The organism is Epibacterium sp. ABV4_022 (genome assembly GCF_056159345.1).
Map to the genome: position 1 here is coordinate 2,454,241 of NZ_JBSWVA010000001.1, position 25,647 is coordinate 2,479,887.

22 protein-coding genes are annotated in these 25,647 nt (G+C 63.0%); 9 read left to right on the forward strand and 13 right to left on the reverse strand.

Annotated features, from left to right (window positions below):
• Nucleotides 1-130: 130 nt before the first annotated feature.
• Together ACXAF5_RS11575 and ACXAF5_RS11580 are read right to left on the reverse strand one after the other, a co-directional pair.
• The gene (locus ACXAF5_RS11575; RefSeq protein WP_474946694.1) at nt 131-1,939 is read right to left on the reverse strand and encodes an ABCB family ABC transporter ATP-binding protein/permease; all 1,809 of its coding nucleotides are present in this window, start codon (nt 1,937-1,939) and stop codon (nt 131-133) included.
• 134 nt (nt 1,940-2,073) lie between these two features.
• The gene (locus ACXAF5_RS11580) at nt 2,074-3,939 is read right to left on the reverse strand and encodes a LysM peptidoglycan-binding domain-containing protein (protein WP_474946695.1); all 1,866 of its coding nucleotides are present in this window, start codon (nt 3,937-3,939) and stop codon (nt 2,074-2,076) included.
• Between the two features lie 150 nt (nt 3,940-4,089).
• Here ACXAF5_RS11580 and ACXAF5_RS11585 point away from each other — a divergent pair, with 150 nt between their 5' ends.
• Nucleotides 4,090-4,638 carry an LOG family protein gene (locus tag ACXAF5_RS11585; RefSeq protein ID WP_474946696.1) on the forward strand — a complete coding sequence of 183 codons (549 nt, stop codon included), beginning with the start codon at nt 4,090-4,092 and terminating at the stop codon, nt 4,636-4,638.
• A gap of 104 nt (nt 4,639-4,742) precedes the next feature.
• Here ACXAF5_RS11585 and ACXAF5_RS11590 read toward each other — a convergent pair whose 3' ends face one another.
• The 9 genes from ACXAF5_RS11590 to ACXAF5_RS11630 all read right to left on the reverse strand — a co-directional run bounded on the left by ACXAF5_RS11590 (nt 4,743) and on the right by ACXAF5_RS11630 (nt 12,535).
• Complete coding sequence (locus tag ACXAF5_RS11590) at nt 4,743-5,195, reverse strand: host attachment family protein (RefSeq protein WP_239319542.1); 453 nt, start codon at nt 5,193-5,195, stop codon at nt 4,743-4,745.
• A complete protein-coding gene (locus tag ACXAF5_RS11595) occupies nt 5,192-5,395 on the reverse strand; it encodes a hypothetical protein (RefSeq protein WP_239319539.1) in 204 nt (67 codons plus the stop codon). The genes ACXAF5_RS11590 and ACXAF5_RS11595 overlap by 4 nt, the downstream gene beginning before the upstream one ends.
• 155 nt (nt 5,396-5,550) lie before the next feature.
• The gene (locus tag ACXAF5_RS11600) at nt 5,551-6,150 is read right to left on the reverse strand and encodes a superoxide dismutase (protein ID WP_474946697.1); all 600 of its coding nucleotides are present in this window, start codon (nt 6,148-6,150) and stop codon (nt 5,551-5,553) included.
• Between the two features lie 115 nt (nt 6,151-6,265).
• Nucleotides 6,266-6,676, reverse strand: a complete 411-nt coding sequence (locus ACXAF5_RS11605; RefSeq protein WP_474946698.1) for a hypothetical protein — start codon at nt 6,674-6,676, stop codon at nt 6,266-6,268.
• A gap of 102 nt (nt 6,677-6,778) precedes the next feature.
• On the reverse strand, nt 6,779-7,348 hold the full coding sequence (locus ACXAF5_RS11610; RefSeq protein WP_474946699.1) for a sarcosine oxidase subunit gamma: 570 nt from the start codon (nt 7,346-7,348) through the stop codon (nt 6,779-6,781).
• Nucleotides 7,341-10,376: a sarcosine oxidase subunit alpha family protein gene (locus ACXAF5_RS11615; protein ID WP_474946700.1), complete on the reverse strand. Its 3,036-nt coding sequence runs from the start codon at nt 10,374-10,376 to the stop codon at nt 7,341-7,343. Before ACXAF5_RS11615 ends, ACXAF5_RS11610 begins: the two co-directional genes overlap by 8 nt.
• 73 nt (nt 10,377-10,449) lie before the next feature.
• The gene (locus ACXAF5_RS11620) at nt 10,450-10,782 is read right to left on the reverse strand and encodes a sarcosine oxidase subunit delta (protein ID WP_106165300.1); all 333 of its coding nucleotides are present in this window, start codon (nt 10,780-10,782) and stop codon (nt 10,450-10,452) included.
• Between the two features lie 201 nt (nt 10,783-10,983).
• The gene (locus ACXAF5_RS11625) at nt 10,984-11,175 is read right to left on the reverse strand and encodes a hypothetical protein (protein ID WP_239319517.1); all 192 of its coding nucleotides are present in this window, start codon (nt 11,173-11,175) and stop codon (nt 10,984-10,986) included.
• A 115-nt stretch (nt 11,176-11,290) separates the two neighbouring features.
• Complete coding sequence (locus ACXAF5_RS11630) at nt 11,291-12,535, reverse strand: sarcosine oxidase subunit beta family protein (RefSeq protein ID WP_239319516.1); 1,245 nt, start codon at nt 12,533-12,535, stop codon at nt 11,291-11,293.
• A gap of 242 nt (nt 12,536-12,777) precedes the next feature.
• Between ACXAF5_RS11630 and ccmI the strand changes: the two genes are divergently transcribed.
• The 3 genes from ccmI to ACXAF5_RS11645 are packed head-to-tail and all read left to right on the forward strand — an operon-like array spanning nt 12,778 to nt 14,732.
• Nucleotides 12,778-14,025 carry a c-type cytochrome biogenesis protein CcmI gene (ccmI, locus tag ACXAF5_RS11635; protein WP_474946701.1) on the forward strand — a complete coding sequence of 416 codons (1,248 nt, stop codon included), beginning with the start codon at nt 12,778-12,780 and terminating at the stop codon, nt 14,023-14,025.
• Complete coding sequence (gene ruvX, locus ACXAF5_RS11640; RefSeq protein ID WP_239319513.1) at nt 14,022-14,495, forward strand: Holliday junction resolvase RuvX; 474 nt, start codon at nt 14,022-14,024, stop codon at nt 14,493-14,495. The genes ccmI and ruvX overlap by 4 nt, the downstream gene beginning before the upstream one ends.
• A gap of 3 nt (nt 14,496-14,498) precedes the next feature.
• Nucleotides 14,499-14,732 carry a DUF1289 domain-containing protein gene (locus tag ACXAF5_RS11645; RefSeq protein WP_239319512.1) on the forward strand — a complete coding sequence of 78 codons (234 nt, stop codon included), beginning with the start codon at nt 14,499-14,501 and terminating at the stop codon, nt 14,730-14,732.
• A 108-nt stretch (nt 14,733-14,840) separates the two neighbouring features.
• Here ACXAF5_RS11645 and ACXAF5_RS11650 read toward each other — a convergent pair whose 3' ends face one another.
• Nucleotides 14,841-15,641 carry a hypothetical protein gene (locus ACXAF5_RS11650; protein WP_474946702.1) on the reverse strand — a complete coding sequence of 267 codons (801 nt, stop codon included), beginning with the start codon at nt 15,639-15,641 and terminating at the stop codon, nt 14,841-14,843.
• Nucleotides 15,641-16,651, reverse strand: a complete 1,011-nt coding sequence (dusA, locus tag ACXAF5_RS11655; RefSeq protein WP_474946703.1) for a tRNA dihydrouridine(20/20a) synthase DusA — start codon at nt 16,649-16,651, stop codon at nt 15,641-15,643. The genes ACXAF5_RS11650 and dusA overlap by 1 nt, the downstream gene beginning before the upstream one ends.
• Before the next feature lie 477 nt (nt 16,652-17,128).
• Here dusA and ACXAF5_RS11660 point away from each other — a divergent pair, with 477 nt between their 5' ends.
• From ACXAF5_RS11660 to ACXAF5_RS11680, 5 genes are all read left to right on the forward strand, one after another.
• Nucleotides 17,129-18,490: a methyl-accepting chemotaxis protein gene (locus tag ACXAF5_RS11660; protein WP_474946704.1), complete on the forward strand. Its 1,362-nt coding sequence runs from the start codon at nt 17,129-17,131 to the stop codon at nt 18,488-18,490.
• A gap of 362 nt (nt 18,491-18,852) precedes the next feature.
• Nucleotides 18,853-19,815, forward strand: a complete 963-nt coding sequence (locus tag ACXAF5_RS11665; protein ID WP_474946705.1) for an AraC family transcriptional regulator — start codon at nt 18,853-18,855, stop codon at nt 19,813-19,815.
• 161 nt (nt 19,816-19,976) lie between these two features.
• Entirely contained in the window at nt 19,977-20,231 is a 255-nt protein-coding gene (locus tag ACXAF5_RS11670) for a hypothetical protein (RefSeq protein WP_474946706.1), read from the forward strand.
• A 576-nt stretch (nt 20,232-20,807) separates the two neighbouring features.
• Entirely contained in the window at nt 20,808-22,199 is a 1,392-nt protein-coding gene (locus ACXAF5_RS11675) for a methyl-accepting chemotaxis protein (RefSeq protein WP_474946707.1), read from the forward strand.
• An 830-nt stretch (nt 22,200-23,029) separates the two neighbouring features.
• The gene (locus tag ACXAF5_RS11680) at nt 23,030-25,579 is read left to right on the forward strand and encodes a Hint domain-containing protein (protein WP_474946708.1); all 2,550 of its coding nucleotides are present in this window, start codon (nt 23,030-23,032) and stop codon (nt 25,577-25,579) included.
• The last annotated feature ends 68 nt before the right edge of the window (nt 25,580-25,647 follow it).

Genomic DNA, 25,647 nt, shown 5'->3' on the forward strand with positions numbered 1-25,647 from the left:
TGTTCTCCCTGGAGAGACCGCCATCCGCGCCGCACCGTCTCCCCAAGCGGAGCGGCCCGCCCCAGAATATGACAGAGAGATGACAATCCAAAGCGCTAAAGCGCGCATGGGGTCAGGGAGACGCCGGAGCTCAGTCGCGGTCCAGATCCGACTGCTGGCGGTGCCAGAGTTGCGCATAGCGCCCACCCTGCCCGATCAGCGCGTCATGGGTTCCGGTCTCGGCGATCTCGCCCTGCTCCAGCACCACGATGCGATCCGCTTCGGCGATGGTTGACAGCCGGTGGGCAATGGTGATCACCGTGCGCCCCTGTCCGGCACGGGCCAGCGCCGTCTTGATCTCCTGTTCGGTGTAGGTATCGAGCGCCGAGGTGGCCTCGTCCAGCAGCAGGATCGGAGGGTCCTTCAGCAAGGTGCGGGCAATCCCGACGCGCTGCTTTTCACCGCCCGAGAGCTTCAGCCCCCGTTCGCCGACCTGCGTGTCGTAGCCCGCGGGCAGGCTTTCGATGAAATCATGGATCTGGGCATCGCGCGCGGCCTGTATGATCTCGGCCTCGCTGGCCCCAAACCGCCCGTAGGCGATGTTGTAGCGAATGGTATCGTTGAACAGCACCGTGTCCTGCGGCACCACGCCGATGGCGGCATGCAGGCTCTTCTGGGTCACGTCGCGCACATCCTGTCCGTCGATCATCAACTGACCGCCGGTGACATCGTAGAACCGGAACAGCAGCCGCCCGATGGTCGATTTTCCCGATCCCGTCGATCCGACGATCGCCACCGATTGGCCGCCCTGCACCGTCAGGGAGACGCCTTTCAGGATCTGGCGCTCCGGCTCATAGCCGAATTCGACCTGCTGCAATCGGATTTCGCCCTTGTCCACGCGCAGCTCCTGCGCATCAGGCCGGTCTTCGACGTCCGGCGCCTGCTCCAGGAGGTCGAACATCTCGCCCATGTCCACCAGGCTTTGACGGATCTCGCGATAGACCGTGCCCAGAAACCCCAGCGGGCCGGTGATCTGGATCATGTAGGCGTTGACCATGACAAAATCGCCCACCGTCAGATCGCCGCGCTCCACCCCCGCAGCCGCCATCACCATGACCGTGACCAGCCCGGTGGTGATGATGACCGCCTGACCGAAGTTCAGCGCCGCCAGCGAATAGGCCGTTTTCAACGCCGCGGCCGCGTAGTTCTTCATCGCCCCGTCGTAGCGTTCGGCCTCGCGATCCTCGGCACCGAAGTATTTGACCGTCTCGTAGTTCAGCAGGCTGTCGATCGCCTTCTGGTTGGCATCGGTGTCCTGGGTGTTCATGTCCCGTCGCAAGCGTACCCGCCATTCCGTCACCGCAAAGGAGAACCAGGCATAGAGACCAACGGTCACCGCGACGGCCACCAGATACCAGAAGTCGAACATCCAGGCGAGCACCACCGCGACCAGAGACAGCTCCAGGATCAGCGGCCCGATCGACAGCACCAGGAACCGCAGAAGGAACTCCACGCCCTTGACGCCACGCTCGATGATCCGGCTGAGGCCGCCGGTCTTGCGGGTCATGTGATAGCGCATCGACATCGCATGGATGTGGCGGAAGGTGGAGAGCGCCAGACGCCGCAGCGCCCGTTGGGTCACCGGGGCAAACACCGCATCACGCAATTGCTGAAACCCGGTGTTCATCACCCGCGCCATACCATAGGCGATGGTCAGGCCGATCGCGCCAAGCGCCAGCACCGGAACGCCCTCGCCGGCCAGCGCATCCACCGCGCCCTTGTAGAGCATCGGAGTCGCCACCGCGATCCCCTTGGCGGCGACCAGGACCGCAATCGCCAGGACCACCCGGACCCGCACCGACGGCGCCTCCTGCGGCCAGATGTAGGGCCAGACCTTGCGCAGCGTGCGCAACCCGGAACGGCGTTCCTGCGCGGCGGTGGGCGTCTCACTTTGGCTCATCTGGGGTCCTTGTCTCAGTCTGTGCGGCCGCATCTGCGCCGGTTCAGGGGCTGACGTCGTAGTGCCCGGCCTCGGACGCGAAAACGCGCCCCCGGCGACAGGAGCGCGCAAAGCAGTGGCTATTGTCTACGCCCTCACTGCGGCAGTGTGAAGATCTGTCCGGGGTAGATCAGATCGGGATCGCGAATATCGTCCTTGTTGGCCTCGAACACGCGCACATAGAGGAACCCGCTGCCGTAGCGCTCTTGCGAGATCGCCCAGAGGGTATCGCCCTTCTGCACGGTGACCGCCGCAATCGCCGGTGCCGGCCCGCCGGCCTCGCCCTGCGCCGCCAGCGCCGGTTGCAACACCTCGGGCGCTTCGCGTTTGAAGGGGGTTTCCAGCCGGCTCAGCACGTTGCCCTCCACCGGGTCGATCTCATCGAGGCGCAGCGTGTAAATCCCCGGCGCGATCGCTGTGAGACTGCCCGACCAGCGGCCATCGGCACGCGCGGGAATATCCGCCACCGGACTGTTGTCCAGATAGACCCGCACCAGCGCATCCGGTCTGGCACGTCCGGCAAGCTGCACCTCGCCGGCATCGGTATATCCGATGGTGTCCAGTGCAACCTTGTCCAACAGCGCCGGCGCAACCGGGCTGGCGGGTTGCACCAGCGTGACCCCATCCCTGCCCGCGCGCAACACGGCGACAGAGACGTCGGGCTGCGGCGCTGGCTCCGGATCCGCCTCCACCGGGTCCTCGGTCGCGGTGGCGGGCGCATCGGCGACGGAGGTCTGTCGTTCCGGCGGAGTCGCATCACCATCTGCGGCAATGTTCGGTGTTGCCGTACGGGTGGACGCCTGCGGTGTGTCGGGCTCAACCAGGGTGGACTCTGCGGAAACCGGCGGCGCTGTCTGCGTGTCCTGCACCCCAGCGTCGGCATCCGCGACGGTAACAGCGGTTGCGGCGGGCGGCGTTTCAGCGGTCACCGGCGTGCTCTGCACGGAGGGGGCCTCCGCTGTGGTCAGAGTGTCCTGTTGTGCCACCGCATCGTCGTCCGGCGCTTGTGGCGCGGACACGGTGTCTGTTGCGTCCACGGTGGTCTCCTGCTGCGCCGGGACCGGAGCAGCCTCGGCCACATCCGGGGCAAGCGTCTCTTGCGCCGGGGATGTGGGAGCGGCCTCTGCAACGTTCTGGCGATCCTCACCTCCGGTGGCGGGCGGTGTCACCTCTGTGACGCGGGCTGCCGCTGACGTGTCTTCGTCGGTGGCGGAAGCTTGCGCCGGCTCTGTTGTCGTCGCGGTCGATGGCGTGGACGCGGTTTCGTCCTCTGGCTGCGGCGCCACAACCTCGGATGTGTCGGCCACCACGAGATCAGCCGCATCGCTGTCGCCCTCCGTCGTTGCCGTTGCGCCCGGTGCCGGGTCCGCCTCCGGGGTATCATCGGTTGCGGCAATCTGCGGCTGGATCGGGGCCAGGATGAAACGGTCCTCTGACATGCGCTGCTGCCCGTCGAACCGGGCCAGCAGGGTCAGGATACGCGGCTGGTCGCTGACCTCGATGGACACAAAGGAGACAAACTCCCCCGCCTCCGGGACGGTCTGGGTGTCCAGAACCGCGCCATCAAGAAGCACCTGAACCTCGACCCCGACCTGAGCCGAGCCCGCAACGATCCCGGAGCCATCGGTTTCGAACCGGGCCACCTCCAGCACCGGCGCGCGCAGCTCAAACGTCGGTTCCGGCGCCGCGGCGACGTCTGGGACATCCTCTGGTGCGGTCGCCTCTGCGGGCGCTGCCTCTGTTGGCTCCGGCTCCGGTTCGGGTTTGGCTGCGGGGGGCTGCGCCTGGTCAGCGGGCGGCGCCAGCCCCAAAGCGGCCAGCTGCCGCTGAACCCCGGTTTGCGCCGCCTCGCCGAGCCTGCCGCTCTGGGCGAGGAAGATCCCGCCGCCCACGATGACCACCGCCGCAACCGTACCGATGGCCAACCCGGTCCCCAGGCCTATCCCGCTTGTTTTTGTCATCTTGCGACTGGTTCCTCTGTGTCCCTTTGCACCGGCTGACTGTTTCCGCCCGCTCGGTTGAGCAAACCTAGCAATACCGCTATGAGGGGTCAAAGCACGATGTTTTCCGGGCGTGATGAGAAATCCCGTTAAAAATGAGAAAGGTGCGCCATGACTGTCACATCTGTCTGCGTCTATTGCGGCTCGCGCATGGGGACGAACCCGGCCTACGAGGATGCGGCCCGCGACCTCGGCGCGGGGTTGGCAGCGGCAGGTCTGCGACTGGTCTACGGCGCCGGGGACGTGGGTCTGATGGGCACGGTCGCCCGCGCAGCGCAAGCCGCCGGCGGCGAGACCTTTGGCGTGATCCCGGAGCATCTGGTCAGGCGCGAAGTCGGCAAGCGCGACCTGACCACCTATGTGGTCACCGAAACCATGCATGAACGCAAGAAGGTGATGCTTTACAATGCAGACGCGGTGATCCTGCTGCCCGGCGGCATGGGGTCACTCGACGAGCTGTTCGAAGCGATCACCTGGCGCCAGCTCGGGCTGCACTCCAAGCCCATCGTGGTCCTCAACACCGCCGGCTATTGGGAGCCCTTGCGCTCACTGGCCAATCACGTGATTGCCGAGGGCTTTGCCGATGCGGCAGTTCTGGACACGCTGATCTGGGCGCAGACCGTGCCGGACGCGCTGACAGCACTCACAAAGGCCCCCTGACCGACGCACACCACCTGAACGGGTCACAAGCCTTCCGACATGACAACCCCCGCCCTAAGGCGGGGATTAACTGCTGTTGCGAAAATCCGTTCGGAAAAGCGTGATCAGGCCGCGAGCTCATCCATCACGATCTTCTCGATCTCATCAAGCGGATGGTTGGTCAGCGTCTTGGGGATCTCGTCCTGGATCAGCGCCTGCACCTCCTTGTGCAGCTTGCCGCGCAAGCCCCCCAGCACCTGCGGTGACGCCACCAGCACCAGCGGACCCAGCTTGCCGCGATGGGCGCGGGCATAGAGCAGGTCGGCAATATCATCGGCAAAGCGTTCCTTTGCCAGCTCGTGCCAGTCGGTGTCATCCAGTGCCGACCGCTGCCCGACGCCGGTGTCCGCTTTGCGACCCGGGCGGTTGGCAGATTGTTCAAGGTCGGACGGGTTGTCCTGCTCCTCTTTCTTTCTCACCTCGAAATGCGGGTTTTGCCCGTCGGTGATATTCTCAAGCAGCAGCGCCTTTTCGCTGTCCGTAACCAGAATGTAGGTGCCTTGTTCAAGCTTGCTCATGACGGATCCTCCTGTTCGTTAGCCTTGGTGACGCGGGTCGCCCCCGCTGGCCGCTCCACAGCGCGCTTTTCCTCATCCGCGCTGGCGATTTCGCGGGCCAGCCGGCCGCCATTGCGCCCACCGTGAGAGATCGCGCCCTCAGCCCCCAGAACATCCCGGGTTTCCTGATGGCCGTCCTTGGATCGCATACGCTCTGCCATGTTGAGCCTCCATTTCATTGCCGTTCAAAGGAACAACGCCCGGAGACCGCCGATGTTCCACAGAGCCCGCAATGGTCGAGGAACCTGAACATCGGCAACAAAAAAGGCTCCACCCAGACCGGGCAGAGCCTTTGAATTTCACACCTTGGCCGCACTTACATGCGGGAGGCGACGTTTTCCCAGTTCACCAGGTTGTCGAGGAAGTTCGACAGATAGGCCGGGCGCTTGTTGCGGAAATCGATGTAGTAGGAGTGCTCCCACACGTCACAGCCCAGCAGCGCGGTCTGACCAAAGCACAGCGGGTTCACGCCGTTTTCGGTCTTGGTCACCTTGAGGCCACCATCGGTGTCCTTGACCAGCCACGCCCAGCCGGAGCCGAACTGACCGGCGCCTGCGGCGGAGAACTCTTCCTTGAACTTGCCGACGGAGCCGAAGGACTCGACCAGTGCCTTTTCCAGCTCGGAGGGCATGGCGCTGTCGCCCGGGCCCATCATTTCCCAGAACTGGTTGTGGTTCCACAGCTGGGAGATGTTGTTGAAGATCCCGTTCTGCGCCACGGCGTCCTTGTTGTAGGTGCCGGTGATGATGTCTTCGAGCGACTTGCCTTCCCACTCGGTGCCCGCGATCAGCTTGTTGCCGTTGTCGACATAGGCCTTGTGGTGCAGGTCGTGGTGGTATTCCAGCGTTTCGGCAGACATGCCTTTGGACGCCAGCGCATCATGTGCATAGGGAAGGTCGGGAAGTTCAAAAGCCATGTTGGCCCCCTGTCATTTAATGTTGCGTTCCTGACGGATACATGCGGTTCTGCCTCGGATTGGTCAAGCCCGCTCGGGCGGAAAATCGCAAGGATGCCAGAGATCCCATGTACAGTTACTTGCGCACCGCGCAGCGTCCGTTGCCGGACTCGGTATTGCTATATCCCGGAATATCCATGTTGAGAAAGGCTTTGCCGTTGCCCTTCTGATGCGTGAGCGAGAAATTCAGCGTCGCCTTTTGGCCAGAGCTGCTGATGACATCCTTCAGCGACCAGCGCACGCGCAGCCGCTTAGTGGTGTTCTTGACAAATTTCGCTGCCACCGGCGCTATTTTGTGATGATGACTGATGCTGTCGATCACCTGCGCCGACTGCCCGTCGGCTGCCAGCTGCACAATGACCTGCGACGGGATAACATTGCGCCGATGCCCATCATTGAATGTGCACTCATAGGTTTGCGCAACAGCCGCAGTGGACAGCGCTCCAAGAGCGACGACCGTGGACAGTGTGAATGACTTGAAAAACATGGAGCCTCCTCAATACCTTATCGCCTTCTATTCACAAACGGAATACGGCCCCGCAAGGGGGCCGCATCGTGGTTTCCAAATCTGTTTCCAATTGGCGTCAGATCAGGCGTAGACACCAACCTTGGACTGCGGATGCGCCGCCGCCTTCAGGAGGTTGAACATATACTCGCCAACCGAGCGGAAGCAGACGATATGGAACACGCCCGCCTCATCCAGCCAGAACGCACCTGCCACCTGGGCAAAGCGGGTGCGGCGGAAGTCACCCGCGAGGAACTGGCCGTCGTCCAGATCCACCGGTGCCACCTTGGCGATCACCTCGCAGGCGGCGTCACCGCTGACCGAGAAACAGGCCCGCGCATCGGAGACATTGACCGCCATGTGGTGCTCACCCGCCAGATCCTCGCCCAGCTTGGCGACGACGGCATCAACGCCGTCGTAGTCCACCAGCAACAACAGTTCGTCCGGCGACATCCAGGCCGCCGCGCCAGTGTCGCCAAAGACGATCTTGCGCGTTGCCGGTACCTCGGTTCCGGTGGTGGCCTTTACCGCCGCCTGGAACTTGGCCGAGGCGAAATCGCCGCGCAGGGTGATCATGCCGCCAAGACCAGTGTCGGTGACCTTGGCCAGACCGGCGAAGCTTGCGCCGCCCAGGGCGCTTACAGCGTTAGACATTCTGCTTTTCCCCGTCCTTGTCGTAAAAGATCGGCTCCACGATCTTGGCTTTGTAGATTTTCCCGTCAGTGCCGGGGAAGTCGAGGACTTCGCCCATGCGCTTGGGACCGTGTTTCACCAGACCCATCGCGATCCCGCGACCAACCGTGGCGGAGTAGTAGGTGGAGGTCACCCGGCCGATGGTGTTCTTCTGACCATTGGCGTTGGTGCCATTGCCCACCGCATAGGCGCCATCCGGCAGCACCGAGCCGTCGACGGTTTCCAGACCCACCAGTTGCCAGCGATCGGGATCGGCCATGTGGCTGCGCTGCTGCGCGCGTTTGCCGAGGTAGTCCTCTTTCTTCTTCGACAGCGCCCAATGCAGGCCGAGATCCTGCGGGATCACGGTGCCATCGGTCTCGTCGCCGATCATGATGAAGCCCTTCTCGGCGCGCAGGATGTGCAGGCATTCGGTGCCATAGGGCATGACGCCAAATTCCTTGCCCGCCTCGACCAGCGCGTTCCAGAACGCCTGCCCCTCGGAGGCCGCAACCGCGATCTCGTAGGACAGTTCGCCCGAGAAGGAGATGCGATAGGCGCGCGCCTTGAAGCCGCCGATCTCGCCATCCTTCCACTCCATGAAGGCCAGCGCCTCTTTCGACAGATCCATGCCGCCGCCCGCGTTTGCGTTCAGCTTTTCCAGCACCTTGCGGGCGTTGGGGCCGACCACGGCAACCTGGGCCAGCTGTTCGGTGGCATTGGTGACATAGACTTTCCAGTCCCACCATTCGGTTTGCAGCCATTCCTCCATATGCGCGTGGATGCGATCCGCACCGCCGGTGGTGGTGTGGCAGAGCCAGGTGTCCTCGTCGATGCGCGCGACCACGCCGTCGTCATCGAGGAAGCCGTTCTCGGAACACATCAGACCATAGCGGCATTTGCCGATCTTCAGCGTGCTCATCATGTTGGTGTAGAGCATGTCGAGGAACTTGCCCGCATCCGGCCCTTTGACAATGAGCTTGCCCAGGGTGGAGGCATCCAGCAGGCCAAGGTTCTCGCGGGTGTTCTTGACCTCGCGATTGACCGCATCATGGACGCTTTCGCCCGCGCGCACATAGGCATAGGGACGGCGCCAGTGGCCGACCGGCTCCCAATGGGCGCCGTTGCTGTCGTGCCAGTCGTACATCGGCGTCTTGCGCAGCGGCTGGAAGATCTCACCCCGCGCCTCGCCGGCGATCGAAGCCATCGAGATCGGGTGATACGGCGGGCGGAAGGTGGTGGTGCCAACCTGCGGGATCTCTGCACCCAGGCTATCCGCAAGGATCGCCAAGCCGTTGATATTGGAGAGTTTCCCCTGATCGGTCGCCATGCCCAGCGTGGTGTAGCGCTTGGTGTGCTCGACGCTTTCATAGCCCTCGCGCGCAGCCAGCTGCACGTCGGAAACCTTGACGTCGTTCTGGTAGTCGAGCCAGGTTTTCATGCGCAGCTTGATGTCTGCCTTGGCGGGCATCATCCACACCGCTTCCATCGGCGCCTCAGTGAGATCAGAGGTCGCAACCTCAGCCACCGATTGCGCCGGACGTCCAGCCGCCTCTGCCGCTTTGGCTCCGGCTGCTGCCGCATCCGCCATCACAGCAGAGAGCGTGAGCGGACCGGAAGCACAGCCTGCAGTCACCACAAAGGGTTTGCCGTCATGACCGGTGGGCGCGCGCTCCGGATCGGGGCGGAAATGCGCCTGGGCGTCATCCCAGGTCAGCTTGCCTCCGCAGTGGGACCACAGGTGCACCACCGGCGACCAGCCGCCGGACATCGCAACTGCGTCGGCCTCGATCTCCTCGCGGGCACCGCCCTCGCCGTTCTGGGCGCAGATGGCAACCTTGGTGACGCGTTTGCCGTCCTTGACCTTGGCGATCGCCCGGCCACACTCAACGCGGATGCCAAGCGCGCGAACCTTGTCGGCCAGATCGCCGCCGCCGCTTTCGCGGGTGTCCAGCACGCGCACGACCTCGACGCCTGCTTGATGCAGGGAGATGGCGGTGCGGTAGGCGTCATCGTTGTTGGTGGCGACGACGACCTTCTGGCCCGGGGTCACGCCCCAGTTCACCACGTAGTCGCGCATTGAGGCCGCCAGCATCACGCCCGGCACGTCGTTGCCCGCAAAGGACAGCGGACGCTCGATGGCACCGGTTGCGGTCACGGTTTGCGTCGCGCGGATGCGCCACAGGCGGTGACGCGGGCCACCCTGACCCGGCGCGTGGTCGGTCAGACGCTCGTAGCCGAGGATATAGCCGTGGTCATAGACACCCGCACCCATGGTGCGCGTGCGCAGGGTGACATTCTCCATCGCCTCAAGCTCGGCAACGGTCTTGGCGATCCAGGCCTCGGCGTCGACCCCTTCGATGGTGCCACCGTCCACAGGCGTGCGACCACCCCAATAGGATTTTTCTTCCAGAACCAGCACCTTGGCACCCGTTGCTGCGGCAGATTTCGCGGCCTGCAAACCGGCCACACCGCCCCCGATCACCAGCACATCGCAGAAATAGTAGAAGTGCTCGTAGGTGTCGGCGTCCTTCAGTTCCTTGTCGGGCGCCTTGCCCAGACCTGCGGACTGGCGAATGAAGGGCTCATACACATGCTTCCAGAAGGGACGCGGGTGGATGAACATCTTGTAATAGAAGCCGGCGGTCAGGAAGCGGGAGAAGAACTTCGAGTTCAGCTCGCCGACGTCATATTCGAGGCTCGGCCAGTGGTTCTGCGACTGGGCCGAAAGGCCCGAGAACAGCTCGGTGGTGGTGGCGCGCTGGTTCGGTTCAAAGCGGTCGCCGGACCCGAGGCCCACCAGCGCGTTCGGCTCTTCGGAGCCAGAGGCGACGAGGCCGCGCGGACGGTGATATTTGAACGAGCGCCCGACCAGCATCTGGTCATTGGCGAGAAGCGCAGAGGCGAGCGTGTCCCCGGCGAAACCCTTGAGTTTCTTACCGTTGAACGAAAACTCGATCTGTTTGGAGCGGTCGATGAGACGACCCTGTTTGGCGAGACGCGTGCTCATGATGCGACCCTTTCGCGGCAGGAGGTCTGGGAGCCTCCGGCGGAGGTATTTGGGAAAAGATGAAACATGGCGATCAACCTTCGAATTCGCGCCAGGTCCAGCCCGGACGTTTGGCGGAGATCTTGTCCTTTACCTCCTGCGGCGGCTCGGTGGTCTGGGCGCTGTAGGTGGCGAAGACCTCGAGCGTCTGGGTGCAGCGGGCGGCGTGGAACCACTTGCCGCAGCCGTTGACGTGACGCCACCGTTCAAGGTGCACCCCGCGCGGGTTTTCCTTCATGAACAGGTAGTCGTGGAATTCATCGTCCGAGGAGCCGGGACCAAAGCGTTTCAGATGCGCTTCGCCACCGCCATGCAGTTCGGTTTCTTCGGCTTTGACACCGCAATAGGGACATTCAAGGATCAGCATTTTGCGTGCTCCGTCGAAAGAGTTACAGCAGCGCCCTGCGCAGCCCAGATGGCAGGCAGTGTCGCGGGATAGAATGTTCGGGGAGCGGCCCCGGAGGCAGCAGCGGTCACACCGGTTGCTGCCGCGAAGGTCACACGTCGGGGCAAACGCGTGTCGCGGGTGCGGGACACGCCACCAGCAGAGGCAGCGTGCCCCTGATGGTCAGTTGCCTTCGATGTCACCTTCGATGGCGCCGCCACCGGGCAGTTCGATGCTGACATCGGGTTCGTCAACGGGGTTTTCACCGCCAAGAACGAACCAGCCAAGGACGGCAAGCGCGACAACGACACCGCCGAGGATGAAGGCGAGCGCCCCGTTGCCGGAACCGGACGAGTGTTGCGTTTGATCTGACATGGTTGCCTCCTGCGTTTCAGTGCGTTCCGGGCTATAACGCCCGAACGCACGCAGAAGTTCCCCGCCGCAGGCGCGGCAGACGGACCCATGGGAGACCAGAGGCGAGCGGCGCGCATCAGTGGGCCACCCCGGCTGCGACGCTCTCGTCGATGAATTTGCCTTCCTTGAAGCGCATCATGGAGAACTCCTCGGCCAGGCTCGAATGCCCGGACGCCATCAGTTCCGCCATCGCCCAGCCGGAGCCCGGGATCGCCTTGAAGCCGCCCGTGCCCCAGCCTGCGTTGACAAAGCAGTTCTGCACCGGGGTCTTGGAAATCAGCGGCGAGCGATCACCGGTCACATCCACGATACCGCCCCATTGGCGCAGCATCTTCAGGCGGCTGACCATCGGGAAGGTCTCGACCAGCGCGCGCACTGTTTCCTCGATATGATGGAAGGAGCCGCGCTGGGTGTAGTTGTTGTAGCCGTCGGTGCCGCCGCCAATGACCATCTCACCCTTGTCGGATTGCGACATGTAGCCGTGCACCGTGTTGGCCATAACGACCACATCCATGCAGGGTTTGATCGGCTCGGACACCAGCGCCTGCAGGGCCACGGATTCCACCGGCAGGCGGAAGCCCGCCATCTCGGACAGCACAGAGCAGTTGCCCGCAACCACCATGCCGAGCTTGTCGCAATCGATCGCACCCTTGGTGGTATCGACGCCGACAACACGACCGTTTTCGGTGCGCACATTGGTGACTTCGCATTTCTGGATGATGTCCATGCCCATGTCGGAGCACGCCCGCGCATAGCCCCAAGCGACCGCGTCGTGACGGGCCGTGCCGCCACGTTCCTGCCAGAGGCCGCCCAGCACCGGATAGCGCGGACCTTCGAGGTTGATGATCGGCACCAATTCCTTGACGCGGGCAGGCTCGATCCACTCGGTCGAGACGCCCTGCAGCGCGTTGGCATGGGCGGTTCGCTTGTAGCCGCGCACCTCATGTTCGGTCTGGGCCAGCATGATCACGCCACGGGGGCTGAACATGATGTTGTAGTTGAAGTCCTGAGACAGGTCCTCGTAGAGGCTGCGCGCTTTTTCATAGATCGCGGCAGAGGGGTCCTGCAGGTAGTTCGACCGGATGATGGTGGTGTTCCGGCCGGTGTTGCCGCCGCCGAGCCAGCCCTTTTCGATCACCGCAACATTGGTGATACCGAAGTTCTTACCCAGGTAGTAAGCGGTGGCAAGCCCATGGCCACCGGCCCCCACGATGATCACATCGTAGTGGCGTTTGGGTTCGGGTGAGCGCCAGGCGCGTTCCCACCCGCTGTGGTAGCGCAGACCTTCCCGCGCCACTGCAAAGGCTGAATAGCGTTTCATGAGCGAATCCAATGCTTCGTGTCTGCACATAGGTATGCCTGCGTTTGCGCCTCGCCCCGCGCCGTTAATCGTCGCGTTTCGTCAGGTTTGCGACATCGCCTCTGCCGCAGCCCGGGAATTGGCCGCGCCCGTCGGATCTGACGCACTGGCTACCCGCGCCGCAGACGGGACAGCGGGTCGCAGCAATAGGGCTTTTTTCTGCGCGCCTGCATCTATACATGGGAACAAACGGCGGAGAGAGCATGGCTTTTTGGATTTTGACCGGTGCGTTGACCCTTGTGATGGCGGGGTTTCTGGCGCTGGTGTTGCTGCGCAACAAAAACGGATCAGGCGAACCGGCGGCGGCCTATGACCTGCGGGTCTATCGCCAGCAATTGAAGGATCTGGACCGGGATGTCGCCCGTGGCATCGTCACCGCCGCCGATGCGGAACGGCTGCGCACCGAGATCTCGCGCCGCATTCTGGCCGCGGATGCACAGGTTCAGGCGGCCGAAACCGGCGCGGCTCAACCCAATGGCCCCAGCCGTGTCACTGCGGTGGCGATGGCGCTTGTGGTGGTGGGCGGCACCGCTGCGCTCTACTGGCAGATCGGGGCACCGGGCTATGGTGATTTCGGGCTGGATCATCGGATCGCCCTGGCCGAAGAGCGCGCCCGCACGCGCCCCGGTCAGCAGGAGGCTGAGGCCCGCCTGCCCACATCACCGACGCCTGAGATCGATCCGAACTATCAGCGCCTGGTCGAGGAACTCCGCACCGCCACCGCGGATCGCCCCGACGATGCGCGCGGCCAGCAACTTCTGGCCCAACACGAGGCGCGACTGGGCAATTTCAAAGCCGCGTATGAGGCCAACGCCCGCTATATTGCCCTGCAAGAAGGCGATGTTGATCCACAGTTGCTGATCGACCAGGCCGAACTGCACGTCATGGCGGCGGGCGGTTATGTCTCTCCCGAGGCGGAGGCGCTGCTGTTGCGCGCCCTGTCTCATCAGCCCGAGGACGGTCGCGCACGGTATTATATGGGGCTCCTGATGGGACAGGTCGGGCGACCGGATCGCGGTTTCCAGATCTGGGCCGAGACCCTGCGCCAAGGCCCGCCCGGCGCACCGTGGATCCGCGCGATCCAGGCCCAGATCCCCGAAATGGCGACACTGGCCGGTGTCGACTATCGCCCGATTGCCCCCGGCGGCACAGCCGACGGCGCCCCCGCCCTGCCCGGCCCCAGCGCCGAACAGATGGCGGCGATGCAGGACCTGTCCGCGGAGGATCGCCAGCAGATGATCGGGGGCATGGTCTCCGGCCTCGCAACACGCCTTGCCGAAGAAGGCGGCAGCCCGGCGGAATGGGCCCGGCTGATCACCGCGCTTGGCGTTTTGGGCCGCATCGAGCAGGCCCGCGAGATCTATGCCGAGGCGCAAACCCAGTTTGCCGACAATGACGCGGCGCTGGAGATGCTGGCCGCAGCACGTGACCGCATGGAGGCGAGCCAATGATCCACGATCTGTTTGATGAGTTCGCCGACGCCCTGCCCCCGATGACCGCGCTGGTCGGGCTCGATTTTGGCGAAAAGACCATCGGTGTTGCCGTCTCCGACCGGATCGGCGCCGTGGCCACCCCGCTGGAAACGATCCGGCGTAAGAAATTCACCCTCGACAGCAATCGCCTGCTTGAGATCATCGCCGGGCGCGAGATTGGTGGCATTGTCCTGGGGTTGCCGCGCAACATGGATGGGTCCGAAGGGCCGCGCTGCCAATCCACCCGCGCCTTTGCCCGCAACCTGTCGCGTGTGACCGATGTGCCCATCGGTTTCTGGGACGAGCGCCTGTCCACCGTCGCGGCCGAACGCGCGCTTCTGGAGGCCGATACGTCCCGAAAACGTCGCTCCGAGGTGATCGACCATGTTGCCGCTTCGTATATCCTGCAAGGGGCGCTGGACCGGTTGCGCCACATGAGGAGTGGTTGAAACATGTCCGATGACGTCTGGAAACGGCAGGAAATCGAGAGCCCGTGCATCAAGCTCTGTGTCATCCACCCGGAGACACGGCTCTGTACCGGCTGCGCCCGTTCCATTGACGAAATCACCCGCTGGTCCAAGATGAGCGCCCCGGAACGCGCCGAGGTGATGGCAGAGCTGCCCTCCCGCTCTGCCGCGCCCAAAGGGAGACGTGGCGGGCGCGCCGCACGCAGCGGGCGCCGCTAGGGTCAGGACGCATTCCGCCCGGGGATCGGCATTTGAATCATCGTCCCGCAGGCAAGCCGCAGGTGGATGGCACCCGATAGGACAGGCGCTGCACTGCTGCCGCCGGCCTCAGGGATCGGCGAGCCAATGGGCCTGCCAATCCTGTATCTCGGGGCGGAAGTAGGCGATCATCCGCCCCTCCCCCTCCGGCGCGGAGGCCCCCTCGGCCCAAGGAGCGACCCCATGCAGGCAGAGCCGATGCATGAGATAGGCCTCGCCCGGTTGCGCGTGAACCGTGATCCGCGGGCAGGTCTCGAACACCTCGCGCCGGGCCGCGCCATAGGCCTCGGTCACATCAACCTCATGCCATTGCGCCGGATCGACGCCATCAAAGGCGGCAGAGAAGGCCGCCCGCATGATCTCGTGACTGCCTTCCCAGACCACCAGCGGCGCGGCATCTGCGCTGGCACGGTTGAGCGGCACCCCAAGCACCCAGGCGTGCGGCTCCTCCACCCGGCGACGGCGGGCATCGCCAAACATCTTTACCCCGTCCACATGGGCGGCGTCGCGATTGCGGCGATAGCCAAACGCGGCCGCGCTTTCGCCCCGCCGCGGCCGCGGATAGCCCGGGTAGATCACCGAAAGCTGCGCCGGGTGCAGCGTCCCGATGCCGCCGAGGTGGGTGGCAATGAACTGAAGCGCCGGCCCCGCGAGTTCGGGCCCGCCCAGCAACCGCCCCTTCGGATCATTGGGCAAGGCATCCACGCCGATGAACCAGGTGCCCTCGCAATCGATCCAGGGCGCATGCGCGGGGTCCTCAACGGCCTTTATGCCATGCCCGCGCGCGTGATCGGCCCAGGCCAGGGTATCATCGTTCGCCGGAAACCGGACCCAGCCCTTTTCGAAGAAATGATCGCGCGCCCCCTGCATCAGGCCGCCCGCGCCAGCACGAGATCCAGCGCCTCTTCAACCAGCTGCGGTCCAGCGCCCTTGCGGCTGCTGCCCTCAGACAGGTGACGGCGCCATTGCCGTGCGCCGGGACGCCCGGCAAACAGACCCAACATATGGCGGGTGACCTGGTGCAACCGGGCCCCTTTCTGCATCTCGCGCTCGATATAGGGCAGCATCTGCCGCACCACGTCGACAGGATCGCTGGCCGATCCGCCGCCATAGATCCTTGGATCCGCCGCGCAAAGCAGATCCGCCGGTTGATGATAGGCGGCACGCCCCACCATCACCCCGTCCAGACCGCGTGCCAGATGCGCCTCAGCTTCCTCGAGCGCGGCAATACCGCCGTTGATGGATATGTGCATATCGGGAAAGGCGGCCTTCATCCGGTGCACCAGATCGTAGTCGAGCGGCGGCACATCGCGGTTTTCCTTGGGCGACAGGCCCTGCAACCAGGCCTTGCGCGCGTGGATGATGACACGGGACACCCCGGCGCCGCGGATCTTCTCCAGAAACGTCGGAAGGATCTCCTCGGGGATCTGGTCATCGACACCGATGCGGCACTTCACTGTCACCTCGACATCCACGGCCTCGGCCATCGCGGCCATGCACTCCGCAACCAGATCAGGGCTTTGCATTAGGATCGCGCCAAAGGCACCCGATTGCACACGGTCACTCGGGCATCCGCAGTTGAGATTGATCTCATCATAGCCGGCATCGGCGCCAAGCCGCGCGGCCTCGGCCAGCTCCTGCGGGTCGGAGCCCCCCAATTGCAGCGCCATCGGGTGTTCGCTGTCGTCATGGTCCAGCAAGTGCATCGCCCGCCCCCGCACCAGAGCCGGCGCCGTAACCATTTCGGTATAAAGCAGCGTTTCTTTTGACAGCAGCCGGTGGAGATATCTGCACTCGCGCGTCGTCCAATCCATCATCGGCGCAACCGAAAAGCGAGCAGAGCGCCAAAGATCTGTTTTCAAGGTGTTTTCACGCGTCATCGTCTCGTTTCCCTGGCTCGAAAACCGGCTGTCTACTGCGTATTTTTGCACGTTCTGACACCTTCCCCCACAACTGTTGGGGGTATTTCGGGGGATGTTGGGACATGCCAGTCATGGAACAAGAATACGCTGATGGTCGATGGCCTACTTGGCACAGATCGACATTATACGGAAGGGCGAGCGGTATCGCGAGAACCGGCCATTCGACAAGAAGCGGCTCATTGGGGCGTGGACCTCCAACAGGTCGCAGGAGATCCGCGCGCTGATCGCCCACTGCAACGGCCAGCCACCCTGGATGATAGGCCGTCGGCTACCGCATCCGCGTTGGCAAAAGTAGTGATCACGTGCTGGTTTACGGGACGGGTGACAAGTCTTCACGCGCGTAAGATTTCTCTCACGATAATTTACTGATTTTCAACATACCAAATATAGAAGATCCGCAATGTAACGATTCACACCAACGAAGGTGCTTCCAGGATGTTCACTCGTTTACGCTCCAAGTCCAAACCTGATGCGAGCCTCAACGCTCAGGCGTTTGTTCTGAACATGATCGACAAGACACAGGCGACCATTCGTTTTCAAAGCGATGGCACCATCATCGAGGCAAACAAGAACTTCCTGTCCACCGTCGGATATTCGCTCGACGAAATTGTGGGTCGGCATCACTCCATGTTTGTTGATGAAGAATACGCAAAATCTGAAGAGTATTCGAATTTCTGGACGCAGCTTGCCGCCGGAGAGAGTTTCACTGACCAGTTTCCGCGCGTAACCAAACACGGCGACATAGTGTGGATCCAAGCCACCTACGCGCCATTGCACGACCACGATGGCAACGTCATTGGCGTCATGAAAATCGCAAGCGACATCACCGAGCGCCAGACCGGCGTCGCAGAAATCGCCAAAGCGCTCGAAGACCTCAGCAACGGCAATCTCGAACTCACCTTTCAAAAATCAAATCTTCCTGACCTGCGGTTGATTGGTGACAATCTGGAGAAAGCATCGCAAAGGCTCTGCGCGTCGATTTCGATGGTTCAAGAGATCTCCAGCGCGATCGAGCGCACGTCACGTGAAATTTGCGAGGCGTCCTCCGATCTGTCCAAACGCACCGAAACCCAGGCGGCGACGCTGGAGCAAACAGCGGCTGCAATGGAAGAACTGACTGCGACGGTGCGCCAGTCCGCGGAAGGTGCATCTGAAGTCGAGGCCTCCACGGTAGAGGCGAAGAAGACCGCCGAGAATGGCGGCGCCGTGGTCGCCAAAGGGGTCGAGGCGATGTCGCGGATCGAGAGCTCCTCTCAACAGATCACCAACATTATTTCTGTCATCGACGACATTGCCTTTCAGACCAACCTTCTGGCCCTCAACGCAGGTGTCGAAGCCGCCCGCGCCGGCGAGGCTGGTCGCGGCTTTGCTGTCGTGGCGTCGGAAGTGCGCGGCCTGGCACAGCGGTCCTCAGAAGCCGCCGGCGAGATCAAGGCGCTGATCACCGAAAGCTCTTCCCACGTCAAAGCCGGTGTGGAGCTGGTCGGCAATGCTGGCGAGGAGCTGGAAAAGATCATCAACGTGGTTTCGACCATCGCGGACAATATCGCAGACATCGCGCGCGGCGCGTCCGAACAATCGATCACACTGGGCGAGATCAACACAGGTGTTGCCCAGATGGACAGCGTGACCCAGCACAACGCAGCGATGGTGGAAGAGACAACCGCAGCGGGGCAAACACTTGCAAGCGATGCGGACAAACTGGCCAGCAGCATCTCGAGTTTTCGAGTGGGCAAGGTGAGCACCGCGTCCGCATCGAATGACAACCCCGGCACCGCGACCCGTTTCGCAAGCTGACCCCACCGTCAGCCTCTTGAATCCCACCAAACGGGCATTGGCGGGCTGGCGACGGGTGTCGCCGGCCCTTTTTCGTCAGAAAATGTCAGAAAATAAGACCGCCCACCACACAGGCGCGCGTGCTGCGGGTGAGGTTCTGCAACAGGTGATCGTTCGGCCCTCCCCAAAGCAGATGTTTGGCTAAGGGAGCGCGCGTTCCTTCGGACAGCGGTGTGGCGCGGTCTCACACACTCCACAAGACTAGCCGCCTGACACATTCAACATTCACGATGACTGGTTCCGCGCAGGCTGTTGCTGTATCGTCCCGTTCCATGCCGAGCGTAACAATTACATTCGCGCGTGTGATGGCTCAATCAGCCGGAATGACGCTGACAAGCGAGGGGGAACTGCTCGCTGGCGGACGCGTTGTCCGGCGCTTTCGTCCGGCTCACAACGACATGATTGAGGATGTCGATTACTTCGATATCCTTGATATTTCCCGTGACTTCGCGGGAGACGATGTCGCGCTTCTGACCGCATATGCCGATCAGGTTCAAACCGATCATCTCGGCGTCCTTGGGCTTGCAATCAAGACGGCGCCGAACCTGCGCGAGTCACTACAACGCGTGGAGCGGTACTATCGTCTCGTGACTGACACGGCGGTCTACCGGCTCTGCGAGACAGGTGTTTCGGCATCTTTGATATTCGAACCACACAGCGCGCATAACGCCACGCTTGAGTTTCGCAACGAAGGCGCGCTTGCAGGGTTCGCGCAAAATATGCGCCGCTTTGTCGGATCCGACCTTGCGTTCGAGTACGTGTCGTTCCGTCATGCCTGCCGAAGCGACCCTGCACGCTACGCAGAGCTGTTTGGCTGCCCGGTCCGGTTTGAGGCGGACCGCGACACGATCACGATGCACGCGACCATGCTAGATCTGCCGAACCGCCTTGGTGATGCGGCTGTCTCGGATTTTGTGACAGAGCATCTCGAGGCGGAATTCGGCTCCTTTCAAGACGGCGCGTCGCTTGTCGAGACATTGATGCATCACCTCACCCCGACGCTGAGTAACGGACGCCCCCAGGCCGCCACCATCGCGCGTGACATGGGACTGAGTGAGCGCACGCTCTATCGTCGCCTCGCGGAGGAAGGGCTGACCTTCCGCGATGTTGTCGGCCGGGCTCAGTTGGCGCTGGCGCAGGAGATGCTGCGCACAAGCGATGTTTCCATCGCGGAAGTTGCCTTTCTGACGGGGTTCTCCGAACAAAGCACCTTTAGCCGCGCGTTCAAGCGCTGGGTTGGACAAGCCCCGGCACAATTCAGGCAGCAGCAGGCCTCCAACGTCTGATCCGCCCATGACAAGACCGTGGCAGGTTCGGCCATGACCTTGGCAGGAACGGCCAATACCTGACGCGGTCTGGCGCCTAACATCTTTCCCAGGATCAATGGAAAACGCCACCGCGATCACCCGGAGTATCGGCTGCTTCCAAAACAGGAAAGGCGTTTGGCATGGCCCAAGACACAAGCATCCGTCAACACCGTCACCATAGTGGTCTGCACTCCGACCCCAAAAAGACCGGGACCGCAGGGCTGAACGACATGACCTTGCTGATCCTGGTCGCTGTCGCTGCTGCCTGTCTGGCGGGCCTGGTGTTGTTGCCGGTCACCATGCCGAAAGCGGCACGCCTGAGTGCCGAGGCCGTCTTTCCCGCGCCCAATGCTCCGATGGGCCCGGGCAAGAGCCTGCCCCCGGATCGGGCCTGACACCGAGGCCTCCAAACGAGTCTCCCGGCGACACGCCGCTGCAAGCGCCCACCTGCCGCACGGTCTATCGGGCACAAGGTTCGGCGGACCTGATGGGACCGCAGAAATTCAGACACCGGCCGAGGGCGCGTTGGGTCGCTCATCACACCTGGACCGGGCGAACCAAAAGACTGCGGCCTCCGAGGGGGCAAATCATTGCATAAAGCCATCAGCGCAACGCCTTTGATGTTCTTTCTCAGCCGCGCCGCATCTGGCGCCGCAGCCGCACCTGTGCGCCCTCTGCGCGATGCGTTGTGACGCCTGATCATTCTTCTGTTTCGCAGGTGCGCATCTCAAAGAGAGGTGTTTCGCGCAGATTTCACTGGTCAGAAGATGCGCGCGAACTTCTGAAACTTCTCTCTATTAACAGCACCTTGCTCCGACAACCTCTATTAATCTCGCCGCCTCCAAACGGGACAGCGGCCGATTTTATGCTGGTTTTTCTTCGGAGCAAGGAAAGTTTAGGAACTTCTCCATACCAAGGAGTGCGAAAATTCCGAGGCGACGCCTCCCAATTCAGCGAGTGTCAGAACCGTCATGCTTTTTGGAAAGTCTAAGAAAACGCCCGTCTCCGCCTTGGATAGCAACCGACTGTTGTCCGAGATGATTGACCGGACCCAGGCGCTGATCGAATTCGAGCCGGATGGCACGATCATCCGCGCCAACGAGAATTTCCTCACAACGATGGGATACGAGCTGGACGAAATCCAGGGCAAGCATCACAGCATGTTTGTCTACCCTTCCTTTGCCAAGACGGAACGCTACACCCGAATGTGGACCGACCTCGCCGCGGGCAAACCCTATGCGGATCAGTTTCCGCGCCTGCGCAAGAACGGTGATGTGGTCTGGATCCAGGCCACCTACGGGCCGATTCTGGATGCAGATGGCAAGGTCATCCAGGTGGTGAAGATTGCCACCGATGTCACCGGCCGTCGTCAGGAACTGCTCGGGATCGGCACCGCGCTGGAGGAACTGCGCAAGGGCGATCTCACCTATCGGCTGCCCCCCTCGGACCGCGAGGATATCCAGCGATTGGTCAGCTCCTACAACGGCGCGGTCGAAGCGTTGCAGGACGCCATTTCCGCGGTCAACGAAGTGGCTCAGGGGGTCAACAGAACCGCGGACGAGATGAACACATCCTCTGCCGAACTGTCGCATCGCACGGAAAACCAGGCCGCCACGCTGGAACAGACCGCCGCCGCGATCGAGGAACTGACCGCAACCGTGCGCTCTGCTGCCGATGGCGCCAAGGAGGTGGAGAGCAACGTTCAGACTGCGCGCGACACCGCCAAGAAGAGCGGTCACGTGGTTGAAGAAGCCGTCAACGCCATGTCCAAGATCGAAGCTTCCTCGGAGGAAATTGCCAAGATCATCTCTGTCATCGACGATATTGCCTTCCAGACCAATCTTCTGGCGCTCAATGCCGGGGTCGAGGCAGCCCGGGCCGGCGAGGCCGGGCGCGGATTTGCGGTGGTCGCATCCGAGGTGCGCGGGCTGGCGCTGCGCTCTGCCGATGCCGCCGGTGAGATCAAGGGGCTGATCGAACAGAGCACCAAACATGTCGCCGACGGCGTATCCCTGGTCGGGCGCACCGGCACGGAGCTTGAAAACATCATCGCAAGCGTCAACTCGATCTCCGAGAATGTGACCGAGATCGCGCGCGGGACAGAGGAACAATCCGTTACGCTCGGGGAAATCAACACCGGCATCAGCCAGCTTGACGAGGTGACCCAGCACAACGCGGCCATGGTCGAAGAAACCACCGCCGCCAGCCAGACCCTTGCCAATGACGCCAAGGAAATGACCCGCCAGATGGCACGCTTTGAAACCGGTAACGGGGCGACGCAGGTGGTGGATATGCACGCATCCGCGGGCGGCACCGCTGATCGCGCCGAACCCGCACCTCAGGCCCGTACAGGCACCGACTGAGGCCCAGGCGGCTATCAAATGAAACAGCGGCGATAAAAAGGGCGGCACTTGGCCAGGGCGAACGGCACCCTTGCCCTCAGAAAGGCGGCAGCGCAGCGTATGGCAGCGCACCGCTACCGCGCGTTGGAGTGAACAAACCCGGACGCGCTGCGGGCGCATGGGTTTCAGGGACCGCGCGGCTCTGACGCCTCCCTGCCGCGCTTTCCCCCGGGTGGTTCTACGGTTCTGACTTTGCGGCCATACGTCGCGGAGAGGCCCAACTTACCGGCCTTCGTCCCTCCCTTCAAAACCACCTGTCGCCAAGGCGCATGGCCCTTCGTGACCGCTGGCGCGCCGCCCCTTGCGATCACAGTAACCGTTGCTCGCACGACGAACGGAGTGACGCCTGGCCCGGGCCTTGCGCATGTCTCCGAGGTCGCGAACCTTTGCTGGGTGGCTGCCACCGCGACGCAGCACGATGCGACCACCAAATTGCCCGCAGGCAAATCCCCCCATTGGTACAGAAGCAACGCCTCCAGCACCGATGTCATAAACGCGCCGGATCTGTCACCAGTTCGCGCACGCGGTGAGGCTCAGTCTGTCGAACGGGTGCCACGGGCTGGACGGCTTCGCCCCAGGTGGCGCAGTCGCCGTACAAACAGCCGATCACTCCGCCCGCCACATAATCGCGCCCCCCCCTCCCGGGCGATACGGCTCGGGTAATGTGTCCAACACGCGAAGGGATCTCAAACCTGCGTTAATATCATGATGTTAAACTTGAGCCGTCGGCAACTCCTTGCTGGCGTGTTGATGAGTTGGACCCCTGCACTCTGCAGGGTGGGTATGTGATTATGGCGACGATGAACTCCGGCCTGGGCGGCGGCTCAGGCTATGGCGAGAACAGCTTCAAGACCACGGGCCCGGACATCGGGGACCTCGATGACGGCAGCGTCTATGTCGACGTGACGTCCGTGTTTGGTGGCAGTGGAATAAACTTCTTCGGCACCAACTACACCGGGCTTTATGTCAACAGCAACGGCCTGCTGACCTTCGGAACTGAAGAGATCGCCTATGACCCCCAGGGGTTGGCGGGATATGACACGCCGGCGATCGTTCCCTTCTGGACCGACATCGATATCCGCAACGGCGGTGATATCTACTGGGACCTCGATCCTGCGGCCGGCACCTTCACCGTGACCTGGCTCGATGTTGCGCCCTATAACGGCAGCGGCAACAACTCCTTTCAGGTGGTGTTGACCGATACCGGAGATGGCAACTTCGACATCGACTTCATCTACGAAGACATCCAGTTCAGCGATGGCTACGTCGGCGATGCCACCACCGGGGTCACCGACGGGGATGGACATGTCTACGAACTGGAAGGCTCCGGTGACGGGGCCGTGCTCACCACCTACGAAACCAACGATTTCGATGGCGGCGACCCCGACGGCACCTATTCGATGACGGTTGTCAACGGCCTGCCCGATGCGATCGTCGTCGACGGGACAGCCGGTGCGGACAGCATGGCTCTGGGCTATACCGATGCCGAAGGCCAGGAGATCACCACGACCGACGACTACATCGACGGCGGTGACGGAGACGACACGATCGATGGCGACACCGGCGACGACACCATCGCCGGCGGCGCGGGCGACGATGTCATCCTGAGCGGCTCGCACGGGAATGCCGGCGCACCTGTCTATACGGATGTCGACAACGGCGATGATCTGCACGGCACCACCGGGCAGGATTTCTATCGCTGGACCGCGGCGCCGGGCAGCAGCGCCACCATCCGCATGAACTATACGCCCTCGGTTGCGGACGCGGGTGATGGCGTGGCCGATTATGTGGTGGTCGCGACCACCAATGACACCGGCACGCTCACGATCGGGGACTTCGATGTCGGCGTCGACAGGATCGTTCTGCCGGAGGACTACGCCGGGATATCGATCAGCGATTCCAACGGCTATGCCAGCATCACCATCACCTATGCCAATGGGAACCAACAACATTTCGGCATATACCATGACTCGAGTCCGCCGATCTCGGCCAGTGCGATTTTCACAACCGAAGCGCCGGTCACCACCCAGAGCGACGACGACACCCTCCTGGGCGGCGCCGGGGATGACACCTTTGTGCTGGAGGATCAGTTCGGCAGCGACAGTATCGATGGTGGCGATGGCAGCGGCGACCAGATCGACGCATCAGGCCTGACCAGCGGCATCACCGCGACGTTCAGCGGCAGCGGCTCCGGCAGCCTGAGCGATGGGCAGGACACGCTGACCTTTGAAAACATCGAAGAGATGACCCTGACCAGCCAGTCGGACTCGGTCGATGCAAGCGCCTCTGGCAGCAGTGTTCTCCTGTCCGCAGGGGATGGCGACGATACCCTGCAGGGCTCCACGACCAACGATACACTGATCGGCGGGTTGGGCGACGATAGCCTGACCGGCAACGACGGCGACGATCTGTTTGTCCTGACAACCAGCGGCGGGCGCGACACCATTAGCGACTTTGACACCAGTGACGATGATGTCGACGGGGTCTTCAACGATCAGATCGACGTATCGGATCTGACCGGCGGCAGCGGTCCCGGTGGTGCGGTGACAACCCGTGATGTGGTGGTCAGCGACGATGGCGCGGGCAATGCGCTGCTGACCTTCCCGGGGGGAGAGGAACTGGTGCTGGGCGGCGGCATCACACCGGCAATGATGACCGGGCACGCCAATCTCTATGCCGCTGGCATCCCCTGTTTCACTGCCGGCACATTGATCGACACCACGCTGGGGTCACGCCCTGTCGAGGCGCTGAAACCGGGCGACATGCTGCCCACCGCGGATGCGGGGCCGCAACCGGTGCTGTGGGTGGGGCAGACCGTCCTCTCCCCGGCCCGGCTTCGCGACGATCCGCGCCTGTGGCCGGTGACCCTCCGGGCGGGCGGTGTCCTCGGGTTGCCGGCTCCGATCACTGTGTCGCGCCAGCACCGGCTGCTGTTGTCAACTGGCCCGGGGCGCGTCCCGCTCGGCGGCGGGCCGGAAGCCTGCTTCCTGCGCGCCAATCAACTGCTGCGCCATGCGCCCGAACAGGCATTCGTCAACTGCCCACCCCGCGGCATCACCTATGTCCACGTTCTGCTGGCGCGCCATCAGGTGATCTTTGCCAACGGCATCGCGACAGAGAGCTTTTATCCCGGCCCCTGGTCGCTGCCGGGCCTGTGCGCACAGGCAAGATCGGACCTGCTGCGGGTCATGCCGCAATTGCAGGCGCTGGCACAGGTGCATCCGGACATCGCCCGACAGGCCAGCCGCGCACTCTATGGCCCCCTCGCCCGCCCCGAACTGCGCTCCGGACAGCTGCGGCGGCTGTTGCGGTCCGGCTCGCAACTCGGCGCATGCGCGTGACCGCGCACAGCGTGACCTGCGACGCCGCATGGCGTTGCCCGAAGGTCTGCAACATGGGATAGACTGCG

Coding starts and splice junctions, on each gene's coding strand:
- ACXAF5_RS11575 (WP_474946694.1), bottom strand. CDS start 1,939: ATGAGCCAAAGTGAGACGCCCACCGCCGCGCAGGAACGCCGTTCCGGG.
- ACXAF5_RS11620 (WP_106165300.1), bottom strand. CDS start 10,782: ATGCTGATCCTTGAATGTCCCTATTGCGGTGTCAAAGCCGAAGAAACC.
- ACXAF5_RS11645 (WP_239319512.1), top strand. CDS start 14,499: ATGTCCGATGACGTCTGGAAACGGCAGGAAATCGAGAGCCCGTGCATC.
- ACXAF5_RS11605 (WP_474946698.1), bottom strand. CDS start 6,676: ATGTTTTTCAAGTCATTCACACTGTCCACGGTCGTCGCTCTTGGAGCG.
- ACXAF5_RS11600 (WP_474946697.1), bottom strand. CDS start 6,150: ATGGCTTTTGAACTTCCCGACCTTCCCTATGCACATGATGCGCTGGCG.
- ACXAF5_RS11585 (WP_474946696.1), top strand. CDS start 4,090: ATGACTGTCACATCTGTCTGCGTCTATTGCGGCTCGCGCATGGGGACG.
- ACXAF5_RS11610 (WP_474946699.1), bottom strand. CDS start 7,348: ATGTCTAACGCTGTAAGCGCCCTGGGCGGCGCAAGCTTCGCCGGTCTG.
- ruvX (WP_239319513.1), top strand. CDS start 14,022: ATGATCCACGATCTGTTTGATGAGTTCGCCGACGCCCTGCCCCCGATG.
- ACXAF5_RS11665 (WP_474946705.1), top strand. CDS start 18,853: ATGACGCTGACAAGCGAGGGGGAACTGCTCGCTGGCGGACGCGTTGTC.
- ACXAF5_RS11670 (WP_474946706.1), top strand. CDS start 19,977: ATGGCCCAAGACACAAGCATCCGTCAACACCGTCACCATAGTGGTCTG.
- ACXAF5_RS11580 (WP_474946695.1), bottom strand. CDS start 3,939: ATGACAAAAACAAGCGGGATAGGCCTGGGGACCGGGTTGGCCATCGGT.
- ACXAF5_RS11680 (WP_474946708.1), top strand. CDS start 23,030: ATGGCGACGATGAACTCCGGCCTGGGCGGCGGCTCAGGCTATGGCGAG.
- ACXAF5_RS11630 (WP_239319516.1), bottom strand. CDS start 12,535: ATGAAACGCTATTCAGCCTTTGCAGTGGCGCGGGAAGGTCTGCGCTAC.
- ACXAF5_RS11590 (WP_239319542.1), bottom strand. CDS start 5,195: ATGAGCAAGCTTGAACAAGGCACCTACATTCTGGTTACGGACAGCGAA.
- ACXAF5_RS11625 (WP_239319517.1), bottom strand. CDS start 11,175: ATGTCAGATCAAACGCAACACTCGTCCGGTTCCGGCAACGGGGCGCTC.
- ACXAF5_RS11615 (WP_474946700.1), bottom strand. CDS start 10,376: ATGAGCACGCGTCTCGCCAAACAGGGTCGTCTCATCGACCGCTCCAAA.
- ACXAF5_RS11660 (WP_474946704.1), top strand. CDS start 17,129: ATGTTCACTCGTTTACGCTCCAAGTCCAAACCTGATGCGAGCCTCAAC.
- ACXAF5_RS11675 (WP_474946707.1), top strand. CDS start 20,808: ATGCTTTTTGGAAAGTCTAAGAAAACGCCCGTCTCCGCCTTGGATAGC.
- ccmI (WP_474946701.1), top strand. CDS start 12,778: ATGGCTTTTTGGATTTTGACCGGTGCGTTGACCCTTGTGATGGCGGGG.
- dusA (WP_474946703.1), bottom strand. CDS start 16,651: ATGACGCGTGAAAACACCTTGAAAACAGATCTTTGGCGCTCTGCTCGC.
- ACXAF5_RS11595 (WP_239319539.1), bottom strand. CDS start 5,395: ATGGCAGAGCGTATGCGATCCAAGGACGGCCATCAGGAAACCCGGGAT.
- ACXAF5_RS11650 (WP_474946702.1), bottom strand. CDS start 15,641: ATGCAGGGGGCGCGCGATCATTTCTTCGAAAAGGGCTGGGTCCGGTTT.